Origin of the sequence: Anoxybacillus gonensis (genome assembly GCF_001187595.1) — a bacterium.
Classification (GTDB): domain Bacteria; phylum Bacillota; class Bacilli; order Bacillales; family Anoxybacillaceae; genus Anoxybacillus; species Anoxybacillus gonensis.
On record NZ_CP012152.1, the window covers coordinates 2,303,664 to 2,322,799 of the forward strand.

The 19,136-nt window shown below is 42.4% G+C and carries 19 protein-coding genes, 1 riboswitch and 1 other annotated feature; of the genes, 8 read left to right on the forward strand and 11 right to left on the reverse strand.

Features of this window, described 5'->3' with window-relative positions:
- Positions 1–153: 153 nt before the first annotated feature.
- Positions 154–1,557 carry a dipeptidase PepV gene (pepV, locus tag AFK25_RS11990; RefSeq protein ID WP_035065295.1) on the reverse strand — a complete coding sequence of 468 codons (1,404 nt, stop codon included), beginning with the start codon at positions 1,555–1,557 and terminating at the stop codon, positions 154–156.
- A gap of 173 nt (positions 1,558–1,730) precedes the next feature.
- On the opposite strand from pepV, the gene AFK25_RS11995 reads away from it, so the two are divergent.
- On the forward strand, positions 1,731–1,952 hold the full coding sequence (locus AFK25_RS11995) for a DeoR family transcriptional regulator (RefSeq protein WP_003398403.1): 222 nt from the start codon (positions 1,731–1,733) through the stop codon (positions 1,950–1,952).
- A 38-nt stretch (positions 1,953–1,990) separates the two neighbouring features.
- Here the strand turns inward: AFK25_RS11995 and AFK25_RS12000 are convergent, their stop codons facing one another.
- Positions 1,991–2,713, reverse strand: a complete 723-nt coding sequence (locus AFK25_RS12000) for a pseudouridine synthase (protein ID WP_009361590.1) — start codon at positions 2,711–2,713, stop codon at positions 1,991–1,993.
- Between the two features lie 106 nt (positions 2,714–2,819).
- Between AFK25_RS12000 and AFK25_RS12005 the strand changes: the two genes are divergently transcribed.
- Entirely contained in the window at positions 2,820–3,080 is a 261-nt protein-coding gene (locus AFK25_RS12005; RefSeq protein ID WP_009361591.1) for a hypothetical protein, read from the forward strand.
- A 14-nt stretch (positions 3,081–3,094) separates the two neighbouring features.
- On the opposite strand, the gene AFK25_RS12010 is transcribed toward AFK25_RS12005, so the two are convergent.
- Positions 3,095–4,720, reverse strand: a complete 1,626-nt coding sequence (locus AFK25_RS12010; RefSeq protein ID WP_035065292.1) for a putative polysaccharide biosynthesis protein — start codon at positions 4,718–4,720, stop codon at positions 3,095–3,097.
- Positions 4,721–4,820: 100 nt separating this feature from the next.
- On the opposite strand from AFK25_RS12010, the gene AFK25_RS12015 reads away from it, so the two are divergent.
- Complete coding sequence (locus AFK25_RS12015) at positions 4,821–6,086, forward strand: BaiN/RdsA family NAD(P)/FAD-dependent oxidoreductase (RefSeq protein WP_035065289.1); 1,266 nt, start codon at positions 4,821–4,823, stop codon at positions 6,084–6,086.
- Between the two features lie 50 nt (positions 6,087–6,136).
- Here AFK25_RS12015 and AFK25_RS12020 read toward each other — a convergent pair whose 3' ends face one another.
- From AFK25_RS12020 to AFK25_RS12030, 4 genes are all read right to left on the reverse strand, one after another.
- On the reverse strand, positions 6,137–6,433 hold the full coding sequence (locus AFK25_RS12020) for a rhodanese-like domain-containing protein (RefSeq protein WP_026011483.1): 297 nt from the start codon (positions 6,431–6,433) through the stop codon (positions 6,137–6,139).
- A 61-nt stretch (positions 6,434–6,494) separates the two neighbouring features.
- Positions 6,495–8,912 carry a leucine--tRNA ligase gene (leuS, locus tag AFK25_RS12025; RefSeq protein ID WP_009361595.1) on the reverse strand — a complete coding sequence of 806 codons (2,418 nt, stop codon included), beginning with the start codon at positions 8,910–8,912 and terminating at the stop codon, positions 6,495–6,497.
- A 62-nt stretch (positions 8,913–8,974) separates the two neighbouring features.
- Positions 8,975–9,187, reverse strand: a binding site (T-box leader).
- A 281-nt stretch (positions 9,188–9,468) separates the two neighbouring features.
- Positions 9,469–9,609 (reverse strand): hypothetical protein, encoded by a 141-nt coding sequence (locus AFK25_RS15135; protein WP_009361597.1) that lies wholly within the window; start codon positions 9,607–9,609, stop codon positions 9,469–9,471.
- Positions 9,610–9,619: 10 nt separating this feature from the next.
- Complete coding sequence (locus AFK25_RS12030; protein ID WP_003397789.1) at positions 9,620–9,883, reverse strand: YtzC family protein; 264 nt, start codon at positions 9,881–9,883, stop codon at positions 9,620–9,622.
- 124 nt (positions 9,884–10,007) lie between these two features.
- Here AFK25_RS12030 and mnmL point away from each other — a divergent pair, with 124 nt between their 5' ends.
- Complete coding sequence (mnmL, locus tag AFK25_RS12035; protein WP_035065286.1) at positions 10,008–10,961, forward strand: tRNA modification radical SAM protein MnmL/YtqA; 954 nt, start codon at positions 10,008–10,010, stop codon at positions 10,959–10,961.
- A complete protein-coding gene (gene mnmM / locus AFK25_RS12040; protein ID WP_035065283.1) occupies positions 10,958–11,530 on the forward strand; it encodes a tRNA 5-(aminomethyl)-2-thiouridylate-methyltransferase MnmM in 573 nt (190 codons plus the stop codon). Before mnmL ends, mnmM begins: the two co-directional genes overlap by 4 nt.
- A gap of 40 nt (positions 11,531–11,570) precedes the next feature.
- Here mnmM and AFK25_RS12045 read toward each other — a convergent pair whose 3' ends face one another.
- From AFK25_RS12045 to AFK25_RS12055, 3 genes are read right to left on the reverse strand one after another with little or no spacing between them, the layout of a single operon-like run.
- On the reverse strand, positions 11,571–12,134 hold the full coding sequence (locus AFK25_RS12045) for a Uma2 family endonuclease (RefSeq protein WP_035065280.1): 564 nt from the start codon (positions 12,132–12,134) through the stop codon (positions 11,571–11,573).
- 43 nt (positions 12,135–12,177) lie between these two features.
- Positions 12,178–13,248 carry a tetraprenyl-beta-curcumene synthase family protein gene (locus tag AFK25_RS12050; protein ID WP_035065278.1) on the reverse strand — a complete coding sequence of 357 codons (1,071 nt, stop codon included), beginning with the start codon at positions 13,246–13,248 and terminating at the stop codon, positions 12,178–12,180.
- On the reverse strand, positions 13,223–14,041 hold the full coding sequence (locus tag AFK25_RS12055) for an alpha/beta hydrolase (RefSeq protein WP_009361602.1): 819 nt from the start codon (positions 14,039–14,041) through the stop codon (positions 13,223–13,225). The genes AFK25_RS12050 and AFK25_RS12055 overlap by 26 nt, the downstream gene beginning before the upstream one ends.
- Before the next feature lie 82 nt (positions 14,042–14,123).
- Here AFK25_RS12055 and AFK25_RS12060 point away from each other — a divergent pair, with 82 nt between their 5' ends.
- Positions 14,124–14,654 carry a gamma carbonic anhydrase gene (locus tag AFK25_RS12060; protein ID WP_009361603.1) on the forward strand — a complete coding sequence of 177 codons (531 nt, stop codon included), beginning with the start codon at positions 14,124–14,126 and terminating at the stop codon, positions 14,652–14,654.
- 73 nt (positions 14,655–14,727) lie between these two features.
- Positions 14,728–15,246, forward strand: coding sequence for a phosphatase PAP2 family protein (locus AFK25_RS12065; RefSeq protein ID WP_035065275.1), 519 nt, complete (start codon positions 14,728–14,730; stop codon positions 15,244–15,246).
- Between the two features lie 45 nt (positions 15,247–15,291).
- On the opposite strand, the gene metK is transcribed toward AFK25_RS12065, so the two are convergent.
- Positions 15,292–16,497 carry a methionine adenosyltransferase gene (gene metK / locus AFK25_RS12070; protein ID WP_009361605.1) on the reverse strand — a complete coding sequence of 402 codons (1,206 nt, stop codon included), beginning with the start codon at positions 16,495–16,497 and terminating at the stop codon, positions 15,292–15,294.
- A gap of 120 nt (positions 16,498–16,617) precedes the next feature.
- Positions 16,618–16,726: riboswitch (SAM riboswitch) on the reverse strand.
- Between the two features lie 174 nt (positions 16,727–16,900).
- Here metK and pckA point away from each other — a divergent pair.
- Positions 16,901–18,493: a phosphoenolpyruvate carboxykinase (ATP) gene (gene pckA, locus AFK25_RS12075; protein ID WP_035065271.1), complete on the forward strand. Its 1,593-nt coding sequence runs from the start codon at positions 16,901–16,903 to the stop codon at positions 18,491–18,493.
- The last annotated feature ends 643 nt before the right edge of the window (positions 18,494–19,136 follow it).

Consider the following 19,136-nt stretch of genomic DNA (forward strand, 5'->3'; position numbering starts at 1 on the left):
GGAGGCTGTCGCCGCCGCAGTGTGGGGCGGAGCGACTCGAGCCGATGGCGCTTGGAGCTAGACATCAATTCGAAATTTTATACTTTCTTATCTTTCGAAAAAGTACCGTCATGAGCGACGGCACTTTTCATTATAACATATTTTTGGAAATTGTCATTTTGCTAATTCATAAATCGCTTGGGCGTAAAGGGCTGTTGCTTTAAGCAAATCATCGATAAACATATATTCGTCTTTTTGATGCGCCACATCTGGACGATTTGGAAATAACGGACCGAACGCTACTCCTGCTTGTAAAGAACGCGCATATGTTCCGCCACCGATCGCAAGCAATGATGCTCGTTCCCCCATCTGTTCTTCATATACGCGTTGCAACGTTTGAACGAGCGGGTGGTCTTTTGCGACATAATGTGGTGAGGAGTTCGAAAAGTTATTTAATACGAACTGATGACGTTTAGCTATTTGCTCAATGATTTCTTTTGTGCGTGCAATATCGTTCGTGACTGGATAACGTAAATTGATGCCTATCTTTCCACCACGTTCGTTCGTATACGAAAGAACACCGACGTTAATCGTTAAATCACCAAGTTCCTCATTTGTATGCGCAACACCTAATCGCTTTCCGCGCGTATCTCCATAAAAAAATTGCGACACAAATCGAACAAATTCATTAGCTTGTGCATCTAGTGTTTCATTTGCTAAAAATTTTGCAAGCCATATGCCTGCATTCACCCCATGATTTGGTTCCATCCCATGTGCAGAAACACCGCGAACGCGCAACGTAAGTGTGTCACCATCTTCATGTGCTTCCCCTTCAAGCGCATGCGCACGTAAAAATGTAAGAAAACGCTCTTTCATGTCGTTTTCATTCGTCAACTGCAATACAGCTTCCGCAACATCTGGAACCATATTGTATCGCTGACCAGCTTGAAACGAAAGAAGAATATCATCATGCGCTTGTTCATTCATCGGTTGCTGAATAAGATCAAAATCAGCAATTCCTTTTTCAGCATATATAATTGGGAAATCCGCATCTGGCGCAAATCCAATTGTCGGCATTTGTTCCGTTTGAAAATATCGTTCGACGCATTGCCAATCGCTTTCTTCGTCTGTTCCAATAATCATGCGCACGCGCTTAGAAAGTGGCAATCCGAGCTCTTTGACAATTTTCATCGCATAAAACGCGGCCATTGTCGGACCTTTGTCATCTAATGCGCCACGTGCATAAATTTTTCCATCTACAATCGTCGCTCCAAACGGATCAAACGTCCAACCGTCACCAGCAGGAACAACATCAACATGACATAATACTCCAACAATCTCTTCGCCGTCTCCCATTTCAATATGCCCCGCTAATCCATCAACATTTTTCACGGCAAATCCTTCTTCTTCCCCTCGTTTTAACATGTAACAAAGCGCTTCATATACTTCTTTTCCTAACGGTGCTTCTTGTGTCGCTGTCTGCTCATTTCGTACACTCGGAATGCGCAAAAACGTTTGTAAATCTTGCAAAAATGCCTTCTCACGCTTTTTTACTGCTTCCATCCAATTCATGTTCATCGTCACTTTCCCCTTTCTTTAAGAAAAATATGGTTTTAATTGTGTTAATATTGTGTAAAATTCAGCAAATTTATAGCATTTTTCTTATGTTTTCGTGTAAAATAAATAGTGAGACATCTAGTTTTTCATCTTTGTTGTACCATGCGAATGATGTGACGATAGGGAGTGATCATTTGAAACCATCTACCGATCGCATGCTAACCCGTATTAAGTCCGTCTACATGTTCATTAGCGAAAGAGGAACAGTGACAACGCAAGAGCTCGTGGACGAATTCGGCATTACTCCACGAACGATTCAGCGGGATTTAAACGTGTTAGCATACAACGACTTAATTCACAGCCCTAGCAAAGGTAAATGGACAACAACTAAAAAAAGAGTGAAGATGTCATCATAATGAAATGTATATAGACGGAACCTGATCGGTGCAGGTTCCTATTTTTTGTCTTCTCCTTTTAATAAAGCAATTTCTTCATCAGTCAACTCACGATACTCTCCCGGTTCTAACGTTTCATCGAGCGGAATCGGTCCCATTTGTATGCGTTTTAAGTAAACGACACGTTTACCAACGGCCTGAAACATTCGTTTAATTTGATGAAACTTCCCTTCTGTAATCGTGACACGCACATCTGAACGTAAACCGGAACGAATAATGACAAGCTCTGCTGGTTTTGTTTCGTATCCATCGTCTAGCACGACACCGCGTCGGAATGCTGCAACATCATCTTCTGTCACTTCCCCGTCAATCATTGCTTCATACGTTTTCGGCACATGCTTTTTTGGGGATAATAGCTGATGAGCAAGTTGACCATCGTTCGTTAACAACAACAGCCCTTCCGTATCTTTATCAAGCCGTCCGACTGGAAATGGATCAAAAATTCGGTCTTCCTCTTCTAGTAAATCAACAACAGTTTCTTCCACAGCATCCTCCGTTGCTGAAATGACTCCTTTCGGTTTATTCATCATTAAATAAATAAACGGTTTATACTCTACTTCTTCTCCCCATACTGTAACGACTTGTTCTTTCGGATCGACGTGTGTTTTTGCATCTTTCACCGTCATCCCATCGACTTTAACAACCCCTGCTTTCAATAATTTTTTCACTTCTTTTCTCGTTCCATATCCCATGTTTGCTAACAGTTTATCAATTCGCAACATAAAAATCCCTCCAAATGTTTTTCATTTTTAGGCGTTCGTCCATACACCGATGTCAACTGTCACATATACTGCCTACGTAACAATTAAAGCGAAAGGAGTTTTCCAAATGGACGAACGCCAACAACAGCAGCAAATGCCGGGCATGCCTTATTACGGAGGCTCTCCATTTACACCAGGATTCCCTGGCGGATTTCCGGGCACACCAGGATTTCCTGGAACACCAAATTTTCCAAGCGGCTCTCTTGAACGTCGAGTTGATCGCCTCGAGCGCATCACAGAGCGCCAACAACAACAAATTAACAACTTAAATCGACGTCTTCAACGCGTTGAACGTCAACTCGGATTCCCATTTAGCGGTGACTTTTAATACAAAGAAGAAGGCTATGACACAGCCTTCTTTTCTTTCTTTCTTAAAAATGAAAATCGATTTCCAAATAACGCATGTAACAAGTTCGAACGTTCACTTAAATAAAAATAAACAGCTGCTCCGATCAATCCACCAATGGCGACAATCATGACCGATTGGATCATACTACCGTTGTAATGAAGAAAACGGTCCATCAGTTTTGCGACAGGCCAAACGACAGCACACATTATTGTTGTTAAAATTCCCATAAACAACACACGCTTGGCAACAAAATGATACCGATAATTTGTATAACGTTGAATGATCCATAAGTTTAAACCGACCGATAAAGCATATCCTATCGTCGTTGCCAAAATAGCTCCTACCGTTTCAAACGAAACAATGAGTATGTAGTTAAAAAATAATTTAAACAATAACCCAATACATAAACTGATGACTGTAAATTTTTGTTTATTAATACCTTGTAAAATGGCTGCCGTCACAGAAAATAAAGCAAAGAAAATAGCGGTCGGTGCGTATGCCCGCAATACTTCTGTCCCAAGCGGATCGTAGCTGTAAAAAGCGGCATATACATATTCAGATAAAAGCGCCATGCCAATGACTGCAGGCAACGTAATAAACATAACGACTTGAAACGTGTCATTTAAATATTTTCGCAGTTGCTTGCTTTCCCCTTGCACATACGCTTTCGTAATCGTCGGAATGAGCGTTAAGCTAAATGACGTCGCTAATGTTACTGGGATAATGACAAGCTTTTGTGCCCATACGTTGAAAATGCCGTATGCGTCCTCTGAAATAGCACCGAGCCCGATGCTTGCCATCGCTTTATTAAACGTAAATTGGTCAATCAATTGATATAACGGCATCGCTAAGCCAACAAAAGCAAACGGGGCAGCATAAGCAATCAATTCTTTATACATCTCTTTTAATGACATATGGATCGTGCCCCGATCTTGCTTTAATAATTCATCTAAAAACGATTTCCGCTTAAACCAATACATGAATAGAACAGCTAGTCCACCAACGGCACCGATAAATGCTGCAAACGTCGCCACTTGAACAGCCGTCACAAGCGAGCCGTCAAAGATGCGCAAAACGATGTAACTCCCTGCAAGCAAAAAGATGATGCGAACAAGTTGTTCAACGACTTGCGACAACGCTGTCGGCCCCATCGATTCATGGCCTTGAAAAAACCCGCGAATTAAACTCATCATTGGCACAAGCAATAAAGCGAAACTAACTGCGCGAATGACGGAAATAACATCAGCAATCGAGTTGCCGTGCCCATCATCATTGACAACGAACGGTGCTAATAGCGGTGCACTCATATATAACATGAGCCAAGCGAGGAACCCTGTGATCGCCATTAACGTTATACCGGAGCGAAACAATTTTCGTCCAATCTCATATTCTCCAAGTGCATTGTATTTCGAGACAAACTTTGATACCGCTAACGGCACTCCCATCGTTGCGATACTAATAAACAACGTATACGGAACGTAACCGTACGAATAAAGCGCTCCCCCTTGTTTCCCAACAAGCTGATAAAATGGGAAGACGTATATAAGACCTAATATGCGCGATAAAAACACGCCTCCCGTTAAAATAAATGTGCCTCTTAACAACTTTGATGATGACATATTATCCCTTCCTTAACGGATTCATTGCTCCACCTATTTTAGCACACTTTTTTCTTTTCCATAAAATCATTATAATCATAACAGAAAGGACGTGAAAGTGATGATGTATGATGTCGTAGTCATCGGTGGGGGACCGTCAGGATTAATGGCAGCCATCGCTGCTGGAGAACAAGGTGGACGCGTTCTTCTTCTTGATAAAGGAGATAAGCTTGGACGCAAATTAGCGATTTCGGGCGGTGGACGTTGCAATGTAACAAATCGACGACCAGTCGATGAACTGATTCAACATATCCCAGGAAACGGTCGTTTTTTATATCGTGCCTTTTCTATGTTTAATAATGAAGATATTATTCGCTTTTTTGAACGGCTTGGCGTTCCGTTAAAAGAAGAAGACCACGGACGTATGTTTCCGGTAAGCGACAGCGCACAATCTGTCGTACAAGCTCTTCTTCGTGAGCTGAAAAGATGGCGTGTCGACGTTCGGGTTCATACCCCTGTAAAAGACATTGAATATAAAGATGGAGCAGTGTATGGCGTAACGCTACAAACAGGGGAGATGATCCGGACGAAAGCAGTCGTTGTTGCCGTCGGAGGAAAATCTGTGCCGCATACCGGTTCGACAGGTGACGGTTATGCATGGGCAGAAAAGGCTGGACATACGATTACAGAACTGTTTCCAACGGAAGTGCCTATTATTTCACATGAACCATTCATTCAAAATCGAACGTTGCAAGGACTATCATTGCGCGATGTGGCATTAAGCGTATTAAACGAAAAAGGAAAACCAATCGTCACACATCGGATGGATATGATTTTTACACATTTCGGTATTTCAGGCCCAGCGGCATTACGATGTAGCCAATTTGTTGTGAAACAGCTAAAAAAACAATCGTCTGTGCGCATGACGATCGATGCGTTGCCAGATGAAAAAGAGGAGATGTTATTTCAGCAAATCGTACGCACCATGAAAGAAGAGCCGAAAAAAGTGATAAAAAACATTATCAAAGCAATCATTCCGCTCCCAGAACGATATATATTATTTTTGCTTGAACAAACAAAGATCGATCCACAAACGGTCGCAAGCACATTAAGTCACGACAAAGTGCGCACATTTATTGGGGCATGTAAAACATTCACTTTTTCTGTTCATGGAACGTTGCCGCTTGAAAAAGCGTTCGTCACAGGCGGTGGAGTATCCGTCAAAGAAGTACATCCGAAAGAAATGGCATCTAAACTGATGAAAGGCTTATATTTTTGCGGAGAAATTTTAGATATTCACGGTTACACAGGTGGTTATAACATTACTGCAGCGCTCGTTACCGGCCGTCTTGCTGGCATGCATGCTGCGATATATGCGAAACAATAAGATCGTAAACAAGCGATCTTATTGTTTCTAGGGCAATCATGACATTTCAATTACTCCAGTTCACCATCCCAGCCGAGCATCCCGTCAATGACGTTACACACATCGTAACCATGCGCCTCTAAATAACGACACACATGTTCACTACGAACACCGGAACGACAAATAATAATATACGTTTCATTTTTGTCTAGCTCGTTCATTCTTTCCGGAATATCCCCCATTTTTATATGTATCGCTGATGGAATCATTCCAAAGGCGACTTCTTCATCTTCGCGTACATCGATGACGTGAACGCGCTCGCCTGCTTGTATCATTTGTTTTAGCTGTAATGCTGTCATTTCTTTCATCGATCTCTCCCTTTCTTTTAACGAAAGCCTCTCACCGCATATGTGAGAGGCTTGTTTGCGATTAATTTGCAACAATGTTTACTAATTTTCCTGGGACAGCGATCACTTTACGTACGGTTTTCCCTTCAATTTGTTCTTTAATTTTTTCGTCTTCCATCGCCAATTGCTCGAGCTGTTCTTTTGTTGCATCAGCAGGAACGTGTAGTTTCGCACGCACTTTTCCGTTTACTTGAATGACGATTTCAACTTCATCTTCAACTAATTTCGCTTCATCGTATGCTGGCCAAGCTTCGTATGCAATCGTATTGTTATGTCCGAGTTTCTCCCATAATTCCTCAGCAATATGAGGACAAACTGGCGACAATAACTTCACGAATCCTTCCATATACACTTTCGGTAATACAGGCGCTTTATATGCTTCGTTAATAAACACCATTAATTGTGAAATTGCTGTATTGAAACGAAGCGCCTCGTAATCTTCTGTTACTTTTTTCACCGTTTGATGATATACACGTTCAAGCGTATCTGTCTCTGGATTGTCAACGATTTTCGGATTTAATTGGCCGTCTTCTTCAACAAATAGACGCCATACGCGATCTAAGAAGCGACGTGCACCGTCAAGACCTTTTGTCGACCACGCGATCGACGCTTCTAAAGGACCCATAAACATTTCGTATAAACGCAACGTGTCCGCTCCGTGACTTTCCACAATATCGTCCGGATTCACAACATTTCCTTTCGACTTACTCATTTTCTCATTGTTTTCTCCAAGAATCATTCCTTGGTTAAATAGCTTTTGGAACGGTTCTTTCGTTGGCACAACGCCGATATCGTATAAAAATTTATGCCAAAAACGTGCATACAATAAGTGCAACACCGCATGTTCTGCCCCGCCAATGTAAATGTCGACCGGCAACCATTTTTCAAGCTTTTCAGGATCAGCTAATTGCTTATCGTTATGTGGATCGATGTAACGCAAATAGTACCAACAACTTCCTGCCCATTGCGGCATCGTATTCGTTTCACGACGTCCTTTTTTGCCTGTTTTCGGGTCAACGACGTTCACCCATTCTTCAATGTTCGCAAGCGGTGATTCTCCTGTTCCTGATGGTTTAATTTCATCTGTTTTCGGCAACACAAGCGGCAACTCTTCTTCTGGCACTGGCGTCATCGTTCCATCTTCCCAATGGATGATCGGAATCGGCTCTCCCCAATAACGTTGACGGCTAAATAACCAATCGCGAAGGCGATACGATACTTTCTTCTCCCCTTTTCCGTTTGCCTCTAGCCATTCAATCATTTTTTTCGTTGCTTCTTCTTTATTCAAGCCGTTTAAGAAATCAGAGTTTACATGTTCGCCGTCTCCAGTATAGGCCTCTTTTGAAATGTCTCCACCAGCAACAACTTCTTTGATTGGCAAATGAAATTTTTTCGCAAATTCATAATCGCGCTCATCATGTGCTGGAACAGCCATAATTGCCCCTGTGCCGTAGCTCATTAACACGTAATCGGCGATCCAAATCGGCAATTTCTCACCGTTCGCTGGATTGATTGCATACGCCCCCGTAAATACACCCGTTTTTTCTTTCGCTAAATCGGTCCGTTCGAGGTCGCTTTTACTTTGAATTTGTTTTAAATAAGCATCAACAGCTTCTTTTTGTTCTGGTGTTGTAATTTTTTCAACGAGCGGATGTTCAGGTGCTAACACCGCATAAGTGGCACCGAATAACGTGTCTGGACGCGTTGTAAACACCGTAAACGTTTCATTATGCCCATCGACTTGGAAATGAATGTTTGCTCCTTCTGAACGACCGATCCAGTTGCGTTGCATTTCTTTAATGCTTTCTGGCCAATCAAGTTCTTCTAAATCTTCAAGCAAACGATCCGCATATGCTGTAATGCGAAGCATCCATTGTTTCATCGGCTTACGAATGACCGGATGTCCCCCGCGCTCACTTTTTCCATCGATCACTTCTTCGTTCGCCAATACCGTTCCTAGCGCTGGGCACCAGTTCACCGGCACTTCATCCATATACGCTAATCCTTTTTCATATAACTTTAAGAAAATCCATTGCGTCCATTTATAATAGTTCGGATCGGTCGTATTCACTTCACGATCCCAGTCATATGAAAAACCTAATGATTTAATTTGGCGGCGGAAGTTGTTAATGTTTTTTTCTGTAAATTCAGCCGGGTCATTTCCTGTATCTAGCGCATATTGCTCGGCAGGCAATCCGAACGCATCCCACCCCATTGGATGCAATACGTTATATCCTTGCATGCGCTTCATACGCGCTAAAATGTCCGTCGCTGTATATCCTTCTGGATGACCGACATGCAATCCTGCGCCGGATGGATACGGGAACATGTCGAGTGCATAAAACTTCCGCTTTCCGTCATCTTCCGTCGTTTTGAACGTTTTATTTTCTTCCCAATACTTTTGCCATTTTTTCTCGATTTCACGATGATTAAAACTCACGTGACAAACCTCCTTTTTATCCATTTTAAACAAAAATGAAAAACAAAAAACCTCCCATCCCAAAAAGGGACGAGAGGATTCTCCCGCGGTACCACCCTTGTTAGCGCACGAACCGTGCACTCACTTTCATCATTAACGCAGATTCACGGCGCATGCTACTTCATTCGCACACGCAACTCCAAGGCGAGTTCGTAAACAAACTTCGGTTGACTCGCACCGTCCGTCAACTCTCTGCCGACCATTTGTTTACTACTACTCCTTTTCACCGTCATTTTCCATTATTTCATTATACACATTATTTTAAAAAATTTATGCCCTCGTTGCAAGTGTATTCACGTATTGTTAGTGAATCATATGTAAGATACATATATGATGTTAAAAAAGAAACACTCTGAAAAAATGTTTATTGTACAAACCTATTCCTCGATCTTCGCCCACATTTCTTCGGGATTTAATTCATAAATACCGCGCTCGGATTCTCCCTTCATTTGATATGTGTCTAATTAGATGAAGCAAGCCGAACAAAATCCACTCGGAGCATCTCCGAGTGGGGCAATTATGTTTCGTTATGATATTCCGCCTTTGCTTCTTGTCCTTTTTTTGCATTCCTTTGTTTCACTTCTTTTATCGGATCACCGAAATCTTTCGCATGCAACGTTTTTTGTTCTGGATTGTTTTGTTTCGAACGTTTTTTCATCTGTTTCCTCCTAATGACGAAGTAAAATCATATCGTTTTGTAATTGTTCAAGCTGCAGACGCATGCGGTGTAATTGTTCGCGCTGTTGGGCGTTACAGCTTAACGAAAAATGCGCCAAATCGGTCACCGCATGTTCAAGCATTTGCTGAGCTTTTACATATTCTGTATCGTTATAATGTTCAAGCTTGCTCGCTTCTGTATATTGTTCTTTTGCATAGCGAAGCACATCTTCACAATGTTGCAAAAACTCGTCCATCGACTGTCTTGTCGCCATACGCATCCCTTCCTTTCTTCCGTATCGCTTTATAGTTTGTACATTTTCTTGTCATTTATCACAGCGCCATTGAGTTTCCTGCTTAAATCGTGCTACAATGCTAAAATGATGCGAGGTGATGAACATGAATCCTTTTCCATATACGAAAGACAAGAAACGATACCATACATGGAATTATCATTTACGCCAAACGTTCGGTGAAAAAGTTTTTAAAGTATCGCTTGATGCAGGATTCGATTGTCCAAATCGCGACGGTACAGTCGCATATGGTGGATGCACATTTTGTAGCGCAGCCGGTTCTGGTGATTTTGCTGGCAGACGAACAGACGATTTAGTCACCCAATTTCATACGATTAAAGAAAAAATGCATACAAAATGGAAAGATGGGAAGTATATCGCCTATTTTCAAGCGTTTACAAATACACATGCACCCGTTGACGTGTTGCGTGAAAAATACGAAACGGTATTACATTTAGACGGTGTCGTCGGTTTATCGATCGCTACACGCCCTGATTGCTTACCGGATGACGTCGTTGACTATTTAGCGGAATTGAACGAACGAACGTATTTATGGGTCGAGCTTGGTTTGCAAACGGTTCATGAACAAACAGCTACCTTAATTAACCGCGCGCATGACTTTTCATGCTATGTAGAAGGTGTAGAGAAGCTACGCAAACATGGCATTCGCGTTTGTGCCCATATTATTAACGGATTGCCTCTTGAAACGTACGACATGATGATGGAAACCGCAAAAACGGTCGCCCATTTAGATGTGCAAGGCATTAAAATTCATTTGCTTCATTTGCTAAAAGGAACACCAATGGTGAAACAATACGAAAAAGGAATGCTTCAATTTTTAACGTTCGATGAATATGTTCAACTCGTTTGTGATCAATTAGAAGTATTGCCGCCAGAAATGATCGTTCATCGCATTACAGGAGACGGTCCAATCGATTTAATGATCGGTCCAATGTGGAGCGTCAATAAATGGGAAGTGTTAAACGCGATTGATGCCGAATTAGAGCGCCGCAATAGTTATCAAGGAAAAAAATATGTGCGAAAGGAAGACAGGCGATGAAGCTGATGCGCATTTTGCCGTTTGCTCGTTCGCTCATCGACTCCGCTGTGAAAGAAGGAGATGTCGTCGTCGATGCAACGGTTGGCAACGGCCATGATACGCTTTATTTGGCTGAACGTGTCGGAGAGACTGGACATGTGTTCGGTTTCGACATTCAAGCACAAGCCATCGAAAATACAACAAAACGATTGCGTGAACACCATATGGAAGAACGGGTCACGCTCGTGCAAGCAAGCCACGCAGAGCTGCTCGTTCACATCCCTCCACAATATAAAGGACGCATAACTGGCGCGATGTTTAACCTCGGTTATTTGCCTGGAGGGGATAAACAAATTGTAACAAAACCAAACTCAACAATTGCCGCCATTGAGCAATTGCTTGAAATCATGGCTCCTGAAGGGATCATTGTCCTCGTTATTTACCACGGTCATCCTGAAGGAGCGATTGAGCGCGATGCCCTTTTACAATACGTTTCAACGATCGACCAACAACGCGCACACGTCATTCGATACGAATTTATGAATCAAATCAATCATCCGCCGTTTATCGTTGCCATCGAGAAAAGATAAAAAGTAGCGATCGGTCTTCCCTATCGCTACTTTTGCTTTGTTAGTGAAATATGTCTTCTAAATGAACAAACAAACCTGGAAAGCAAGCAGATTGAACAGTTCCAACACTTACTTTAATATCCGCCTGCTCGTATAGCCTATCTTCATTTAATACATAAACGGTCACGGCTTGTTTCATCGGATTAACAATCCAATATTCTTTTACACCATATTTCATATATAAATTAAACTTCGTCACTAAATCGTGCGCTTGATTCGAAGGACTGAGTATTTCAACAATTAACGTTGGAACACCGACATATTTTGTGTCTGTAAATCCGGTTTGATCACAAATAATGCTTAAATCAGGAATGACGAGCTTTCTTTCAGAACATGTTTCACTCACTAGCTCAATGTCTGTGGGAGCGGCAAATACTTTACATGTCTTTCCTTTCAAATAACTCCCGAATATTGTATGAAGATTGCTTGATACGAGTTGATGCTGGATGCTAGGTGAAGGTGTCATATAAACGACGCCATCAATATATTCTAATCTTTCATCACTATGTTGACGCATAATTAAATATTGTTCATACGTGACGTGTGAAAAGCGAGGTAACGACATATTCATCCCTCTCTTCTTTTCTTCCATTATACACCTGTTTTCCTCACGCATACATCCATTTTTGCCATTTTCGATACATTCGTCCGTTCCAATAAAAGAAATGAGATGTTATACCACCTGAGCGCAACAATTGTTTCGCCAACTTACGAATGGCGTTTTGCTCGTGCACCTTTTCATCCGATAAATATAGCCCAAGCAACCCCCGATGAATAAAGCGATGAAATTCGCGATGCGGCAACTGCGCGATATGCCGATCTGCTTCTTCAACGAAATGACATAAACGAGCGAATAGCGTTTCTTCATTTGGATAATAAAAACAAAAATTTAAATCTCCACCTTGTCGATCTTCTTCTTGATCAATCAAATAATCAAGTAAAATGTGCAGCCCTTGCACGTATGGGAAATAGCTGTTTCGTACCCGTTCAGCAAGACGTTGATCAAAAGAATCGGTACAAGCGTAAGCGACTAAACAAAAAATACCGAGCGTTGATCCGGAACAAGCGGAAAATTCATACCATTCCATTTTCGGCAACGACGCTTCATGTTGGGAGAACCATTGCTTCAGACGCGGAATCCGTTCTTCCTTCTTCACATGTTTATGTACTTGTAAGTCGCAATAATATGATGCAAGTTCATGTAAAAACGGGGCAATGATATGATAATGCCGAACTTCTGCTAATGTCTCTTGACACGTGTCGACAAGGGCATGCAAATAACCACCATCATCTTGTTCCGTACGATAGCGGTAATATGCCTCTTTTTTTGCCCCGACCGTTAACGCATGCATCATTGACTCGTGCAGCGCACGAAAATCGGTCGGATCAAGTGACGTGCTTCGATCGCATAAATTATCTAAGTAATCGCTAATCGTTTGATAAGCAACGATAAAACGAATGCATCGCTCCATCTCTTTTCCAGCAAGCAACGACAAAATCGCTCCTCCTTCACAATGAAACGTTTTTGTTGCGATGCTTGCTAACGCTTGTTTGCGCAATTCCTCGTTCGGAATCGCCTCCGCTCTTTTTTTCCAAATGGCTAATTCGCGATGAACGATCGGAAAAACGCGACGATATACAGCCCGCATTAAACTAAAAGGATTTGTTGGAACGCTCAATAAGCTCACCTCTTTGCAATTGCAACGTTAAAAACGTATGGGCATATAAAAATACTTGTTCTCGCTCAAGTTCGTTAAAAATTTCATGATATAGTTTTGGCCACTCTTTATACACTTTTTCACTAACCATCAACTGATCAAACCATGATTTCACTGCACTTTTATCAACAATTTTGTCATCCCCCGCCTGCATAACGAGCATCGGAACATCTGGTAAGTGTTCAATTTTTTCATGAGCGATGCGAATGGCTTTGACTAACTCGCGATACCAACGAACAGATACTTTCGTCACATATAATGAATCGTTTTTGTCCATCTCTCGCACTTCTTCATTCCGGGTCGCCATCTCTACCGTTAATCCTGATGGAAATCGCTTTTTCGGATGAATGACATTTAAAATGCGTGAAGCGACCTCAAGTGCTTTCGACGGATAATGAACGAGCCCTAAACACGGGGACGATAAAATGACACCGCGAACAGGCAGTCGCTTTTCTTGCAATGTGCGAATGACGACAAGTCCTCCCATGCTATGACCGAGTAAAAAAATAGGCTGTTCATACACGCTTGCTTCATGCACCCAACTCGCGACCGCTTCTATATATTCGTCAAATGAATCAATATGCCCTCGTCGGCTACGCGATGTCGTTCCTTGTCCTGGTAAATCTCCTGCAACGACATGAAAACCGTGCATACGAAACATTTCAATGAGCCATTTATACCGACCGTGATGTTCGGCAGCACCGTGAACGATGACAATTGTGCCTTTTGCGTTTTCTCCTTCCCATTTCCACATAAACATCCCTCCTTTATATTTACGAATAGACGAAAAATTTGTACACTAAATATAACAAAATGAAACGAAAGGGACGAGCCAAATGATTTATCCATATAAAGAACATACACCAAACATTGCGTCTTCCGCTTTCATCGCCGATTACGTCACCATTACAGGTGATGTAACGATTGGAGAGGAAACGAGCATTTGGTTTAACACCGTCATTCGCGGAGATGTCGCACCAACGATCATCGGCAACCGTGTAAACATTCAAGACAATTGTGTCCTTCACCAAAGCCCAAACAATCCACTGATCATTGAAGATGATGTGACCGTCGGCCATCAAGTTATTTTACATAGTGCGATCGTAAGAAAAGAGGCTCTCGTCGGTATGGGTTCTATCGTTTTAGACGGTGCTGAAATTGGCGAAGGGGCTTTTATCGGTGCCGGCAGTCTTGTGCCTCAAGGAAAGAAAATCCCTCCTCGCACACTTGCGTTCGGACGCCCCGCAAAAGTAATTCGAGAATTAACCGAAGAAGATGAGCGTGAAATGGCACGAATTCGCCGCGAATATGTCGAAAAAGGACAATATTATAAGTCGCTTCAATTAAACAAACCACGCAATAAATAGGCGTGGTATTTTTACATTGTTTTATTATTGACTTAACATATATATTTTATCATAAATTCAGGGGGATTTGCTTATGTTGCGAAAATGGTACGATTGGGAGTGCAAGTTGTTTTACAGCATTAATCGTTATTTTGATCGGAAGTGGCTTAACGCGTATTTTCGCTCGATTACGCACATTGGAGGAGCGACATGCTCGATTACAACCGTATTGCTAGCCATTTGGTTGCTACGTGACGAATGGCAGGATGCTGCTATCGCGAGCGCGGTCGCATTGGCACTTAGTCATATTCCTGTCGCAATGATGAAAAAAATGTACCCACGCAAACGACCATATATTTCACTTCATAACACGAAAGTAACAAAAAATCCGTTAACTGATCATTCATTTCCATCCGGACATACAACCGCAATATTTTCTGTCATCATTCCATTTTTACTATACGCTCCGGTATTAACGATTTGGCTCTTGCCCATCGCGTGTAGCGTCGCGATTTCGCGCATTTATTTAGGACTTCATTATCCATCTGATGTGCTTGCTGGCTGTATGCTCGGTACATTAGTTGGCATCGCTTCATTTTCTGTTCTTACTTAAAAAACAAGAAAGGAGAGCTACATCTTGTAACTCTCCCTTTTTTCCTTACTTCGCCAACTGTAACGCTTGTTGTTTTAACACTTCTGCTTTATCTGTACGTTCCCAAGGAAGATCAATATCTGTGCGGCCAAAGTGACCGTAAGCAGCTGTCTGTTTGTAAATCGGGCGACGAAGATCAAGCATTTTAATAATGCCTGCTGGGCGAAGATCAAAGTTGTTGCGCACCACTTCAATTAATACATCTTCAGATACTTTGCCCGTGCCGAACGTATCAATTGAAATCGATACAGGTTTTGCAACACCGATCGCATACGCTAACTGCACTTCGCATTTATCGGCAAGACCCGCTGCAACAATGTTTTTCGCTACGTAACGTGCCGCATACGCTGCTGAGCGGTCTACTTTCGTTGGATCTTTTCCTGAGAATGCCCCGCCGCCGTGACGTGCATAACCACCGTATGTGTCAACGATAATTTTACGTCCTGTCAACCCTGCGTCACCTTGTGGACCACCGATGACGAAACGTCCTGTTGGGTTGATAAAATATTTTGTGTTTTCATCGATCAATTCTGCCGGAACGACAGGTTTAATGACATGTTCTTTAATGTTGCGCACAATTTGATCTTGTGTAATTTCTGGATGATGTTGTGTAGAAACAACGATCGTATCGATACGTACAGGTTTGCCGTTTTCATCGTACTCCACAGTCACTTGCGTTTTTCCGTCTGGACGTAAGTACGGTAAAATGTCTTCTTTACGCACTTCTGCTAAACGGCGTGCAAGTTTATGTGCAAGAGAAATTGGTAGCGGCATAAGTTCTTTCGTTTCGTTGCACGCGAAGCCAAACATTAATCCTTGGTCACCTGCACCGATCGCTTCGATTTCTTCATCTGTCATTTGTCCTTCGCGAGCTTCTAACGCTTTGTCAACACCCATCGCGATATCTGGCGACTGTTCATCAATTGACGTCAATACTGCGCACGTATCTGCATCAAAGCCATATTTTGCGCGCGTATAGCCAATTTCACGAATTGTTTCACGAACAATTTTCGGAATATCTACATATGTAGATGTTGTAATTTCTCCACTCACTAACACAAGTCCTGTTGTTACACTCGTTTCGCACGCCACACGCGCATTCGGATCATTCGCTAAAATCGCATCTAAAATCGCATCGGAAATTTGGTCACAAATTTTATCCGGATGCCCTTCCGTTACAGATTCAGATGTAAACAGACGACGTTTAGGCATTCAAACATTCCTCCTCAGTATAGTGACAAATGATACGGTACTCATCCCTCTTATTATGGTCTATCGTGAAAAAAACCTTTCCCTCAGAGGAAAGGTTTTTGCATTTGTCTGCGCCTTTCACTCTTATCGTTCAAGGGCGTTCCCTTGCCACAGGTTAGCACCTTTTCACGTATGTGACGGTTGCTGGGTTTCATCGGGCCTGTCTCCCTCCACCAACTCGGGATAAGAGTATCCGTTCATTTCAGCATCATATCACATCGGTACAGAGCAAGTCAACGTTTTTTCTCCTGTCATAGTCTCGAAAATAAATTCAAGAAAAATACACGAATTAGTATGGACTATTTATCAAAATGTGTTATACTTTTTACATAAAGATAAATCAAACAAAGGTAGGTTTTGTCCAATGAATTCCATTGAACTGACAAACAAATTATCAACACTCTTACAAAGGGATGGGGTTTTTCATAACTTATCTGTACCGCGATTAGTAGAAAAAGTATTAACTCGCAAAGAAGGTGTCCTCACTTCGTCAGGTGCAGTTTGTGCAACAACTGGAAAATATACAGGTCGTTCTCCAAAAGATAAATATATTGTGGAAGAACCATCTGTGAAACATAAAATTGATTGGGGAACTGTCAATCAACCAATTTCTGAAGAAGTATTTGATAAACTGTACAACAAAGTGATCGATTATTTAATGACGAAAGAAGAAATATTTGTATTCAACGGCTTTGCAGGCGCGGATCCAGCTTATCGCTTGCCAATTCAAGTTGTCAATGAATTTGCTTGGCATAACTTATTTGCCCATCAATTGTTCATTCGCCCAACAACAGAAGAATTACAAACGCATGAACCACAATTTACGGTCATTTCTGCACCGACATTTAAAGCAGATCCAGCTGTTGACGGCACGCGTTCAGAAACGTTTATTATCATCTCATTTGAACGTCGTACCGTGCTGATTGGTGGAACAGAATATGCAGGGGAAATGAAAAAATCGATTTTCTCTGTGATGAACTTTTTGTTGCCAGAACAAGGAATTTTCCCAATGCACTGCTCAGCAAACGTAGGTCAAGAAGGAGATGTCGCGCTCTTTTTCGGTTTATCGGGTACAGGGAAAACAACGCTTTCTGCCGATCCAAACCGTCGCTTAATTGGCGATGACGAGCACGGTTGGTCAAATAACGGCGTGTTCAACATTGAAGGCGGATGTTATGCGAAATGCATTAACTTATCACGCGAAAAAGAACCGCAAATTTTCGATGCGATTCGCTTCGGTTCCGTATTAGAAAACGTCATGATTGATCCAGACACACGCATACCAAACTATGACGATGCGACGTTGACGGAAAATACGCGCGCAGCATATCCGCTTGAAGCAATGGATAATATCGTTCAACCGAGCATTGCAGGTCATCCGCATACGATCGTCTTTTTAACAGCTGATGCGTTTGGTGTATTGCCTCCAATTAGCAAATTAACGAAAGAACAAGCGATGTATCATTTCTTAAGCGGCTATACAAGCAAGTTAGCGGGAACAGAACGCGGAATTACCGCACCTGAAGCAACGTTTTCGACATGCTTTGGATCACCGTTTTTACCGCTTCCTGCAACGCGCTATGCAGATATGCTCGGGCAAAAAATTGACGCTCACGGCGTTCAAGTATTTTTAGTCAACACCGGTTGGACGGGAGGCGGATACGGTGTTGGTGAACGAATGAAGCTATCTTATACGCGTGCGATGGTGAAAGCGGCGTTAGAAGGCGAATTAAACAACGTAGAAACCGTTCAAGACCCGATTTTCGGTCTGCATATTCCGCTTCACGTCCCAGGTGTACCGGACGAAGTATTGCTGCCAAAAAGCACATGGGCAGATCAAGAAGCATATGACCAAAAAGCAAAAGAACTTGCGGCGAAGTTTCGTGAAAACTTTAAAAAATTCACAAACGTTGATCCACGCATTGAACAATTCGGTGGACCGATCGCAATCGAGTAGGAGGAGGTGATTAACCTCCGTCCTCTCACACCACCGTACGTACGGTTCCGTATACGGCGGTTCAATCAAGATCAGTGACGCAAGAAATTTTTTTGATTTAAGAGCATCGTTCTTCTTCCTTCCGTAAATAGCTGATCTTCTTATGCCAGTCGTCACTCCACCCTCCAAGAGATCCCCCACGGGATTCACCGTTTCCTTTCTCTTGGGAGGCACTTCGTTTTCTGTGTTCATCATGACGGACTGAAGCCAAAGGCTATTTTCTCTTGACTGTTCGGTTCTTCCGAATCGTTCTAGACCGATTCGTACGACGACCTCTGCTGACTTCTGATGGTTCAGCTACTTATCACGAAGTAGGTTATGAAGCGTACTTCACGTATCCATCAGACCTCCTCGGGTAAGAGTACAATCTTTCCTTCCATCTATCTGCTTCATTTACTCTGTATCACCTTCGGCAGAAAGGGCTTTGTTTTGTTTGGAAAACTCATCCAATGATACCCAACAGCCTTATATGAAGTTCGTGTTCCTCAGACCGGAAGTTTGCCGCCCGCTTCCTTCAGATTCCGCGTCACCACGGACACCCTTGCGTTAAGCTAACTGCTACTGCTACCTTCGCAGTTCGGGACTTTCACCCTAGAGATTGCAC

Bases quoted from the DNA above. Each gene is read 5' to 3' on its own strand.
- AFK25_RS12065 (WP_035065275.1), top strand. From the start codon at position 14,728: ATGTTGCGAAAATGGTACGATTGGGAGTGCAAGTTGTTTTACAGCATT.
- mnmL (WP_035065286.1), top strand. From the start codon at position 10,008: ATGAATCCTTTTCCATATACGAAAGACAAGAAACGATACCATACATGG.
- AFK25_RS15135 (WP_009361597.1), bottom strand. From the start codon at position 9,609: ATGAAAAAACGTTCGAAACAAAACAATCCAGAACAAAAAACGTTGCAT.
- metK (WP_009361605.1), bottom strand. From the start codon at position 16,497: ATGCCTAAACGTCGTCTGTTTACATCTGAATCTGTAACGGAAGGGCAT.
- AFK25_RS12045 (WP_035065280.1), bottom strand. From the start codon at position 12,134: ATGTCGTTACCTCGCTTTTCACACGTCACGTATGAACAATATTTAATT.
- pckA (WP_035065271.1), top strand. From the start codon at position 16,901: ATGAATTCCATTGAACTGACAAACAAATTATCAACACTCTTACAAAGG.
- AFK25_RS12010 (WP_035065292.1), bottom strand. From the start codon at position 4,720: ATGTCATCATCAAAGTTGTTAAGAGGCACATTTATTTTAACGGGAGGC.
- AFK25_RS12060 (WP_009361603.1), top strand. From the start codon at position 14,124: ATGATTTATCCATATAAAGAACATACACCAAACATTGCGTCTTCCGCT.
- AFK25_RS12000 (WP_009361590.1), bottom strand. From the start codon at position 2,713: ATGTTGCGAATTGATAAACTGTTAGCAAACATGGGATATGGAACGAGA.
- AFK25_RS12020 (WP_026011483.1), bottom strand. From the start codon at position 6,433: ATGAAAGAAATGACAGCATTACAGCTAAAACAAATGATACAAGCAGGC.
- pepV (WP_035065295.1), bottom strand. From the start codon at position 1,557: ATGAACATGAATTGGATGGAAGCAGTAAAAAAGCGTGAGAAGGCATTT.
- AFK25_RS12055 (WP_009361602.1), bottom strand. From the start codon at position 14,041: ATGTGGAAATGGGAAGGAGAAAACGCAAAAGGCACAATTGTCATCGTT.
- AFK25_RS12015 (WP_035065289.1), top strand. From the start codon at position 4,821: ATGATGTATGATGTCGTAGTCATCGGTGGGGGACCGTCAGGATTAATG.
- AFK25_RS12005 (WP_009361591.1), top strand. From the start codon at position 2,820: ATGGACGAACGCCAACAACAGCAGCAAATGCCGGGCATGCCTTATTAC.
- mnmM (WP_035065283.1), top strand. From the start codon at position 10,958: ATGAAGCTGATGCGCATTTTGCCGTTTGCTCGTTCGCTCATCGACTCC.
- AFK25_RS12030 (WP_003397789.1), bottom strand. From the start codon at position 9,883: ATGGCGACAAGACAGTCGATGGACGAGTTTTTGCAACATTGTGAAGAT.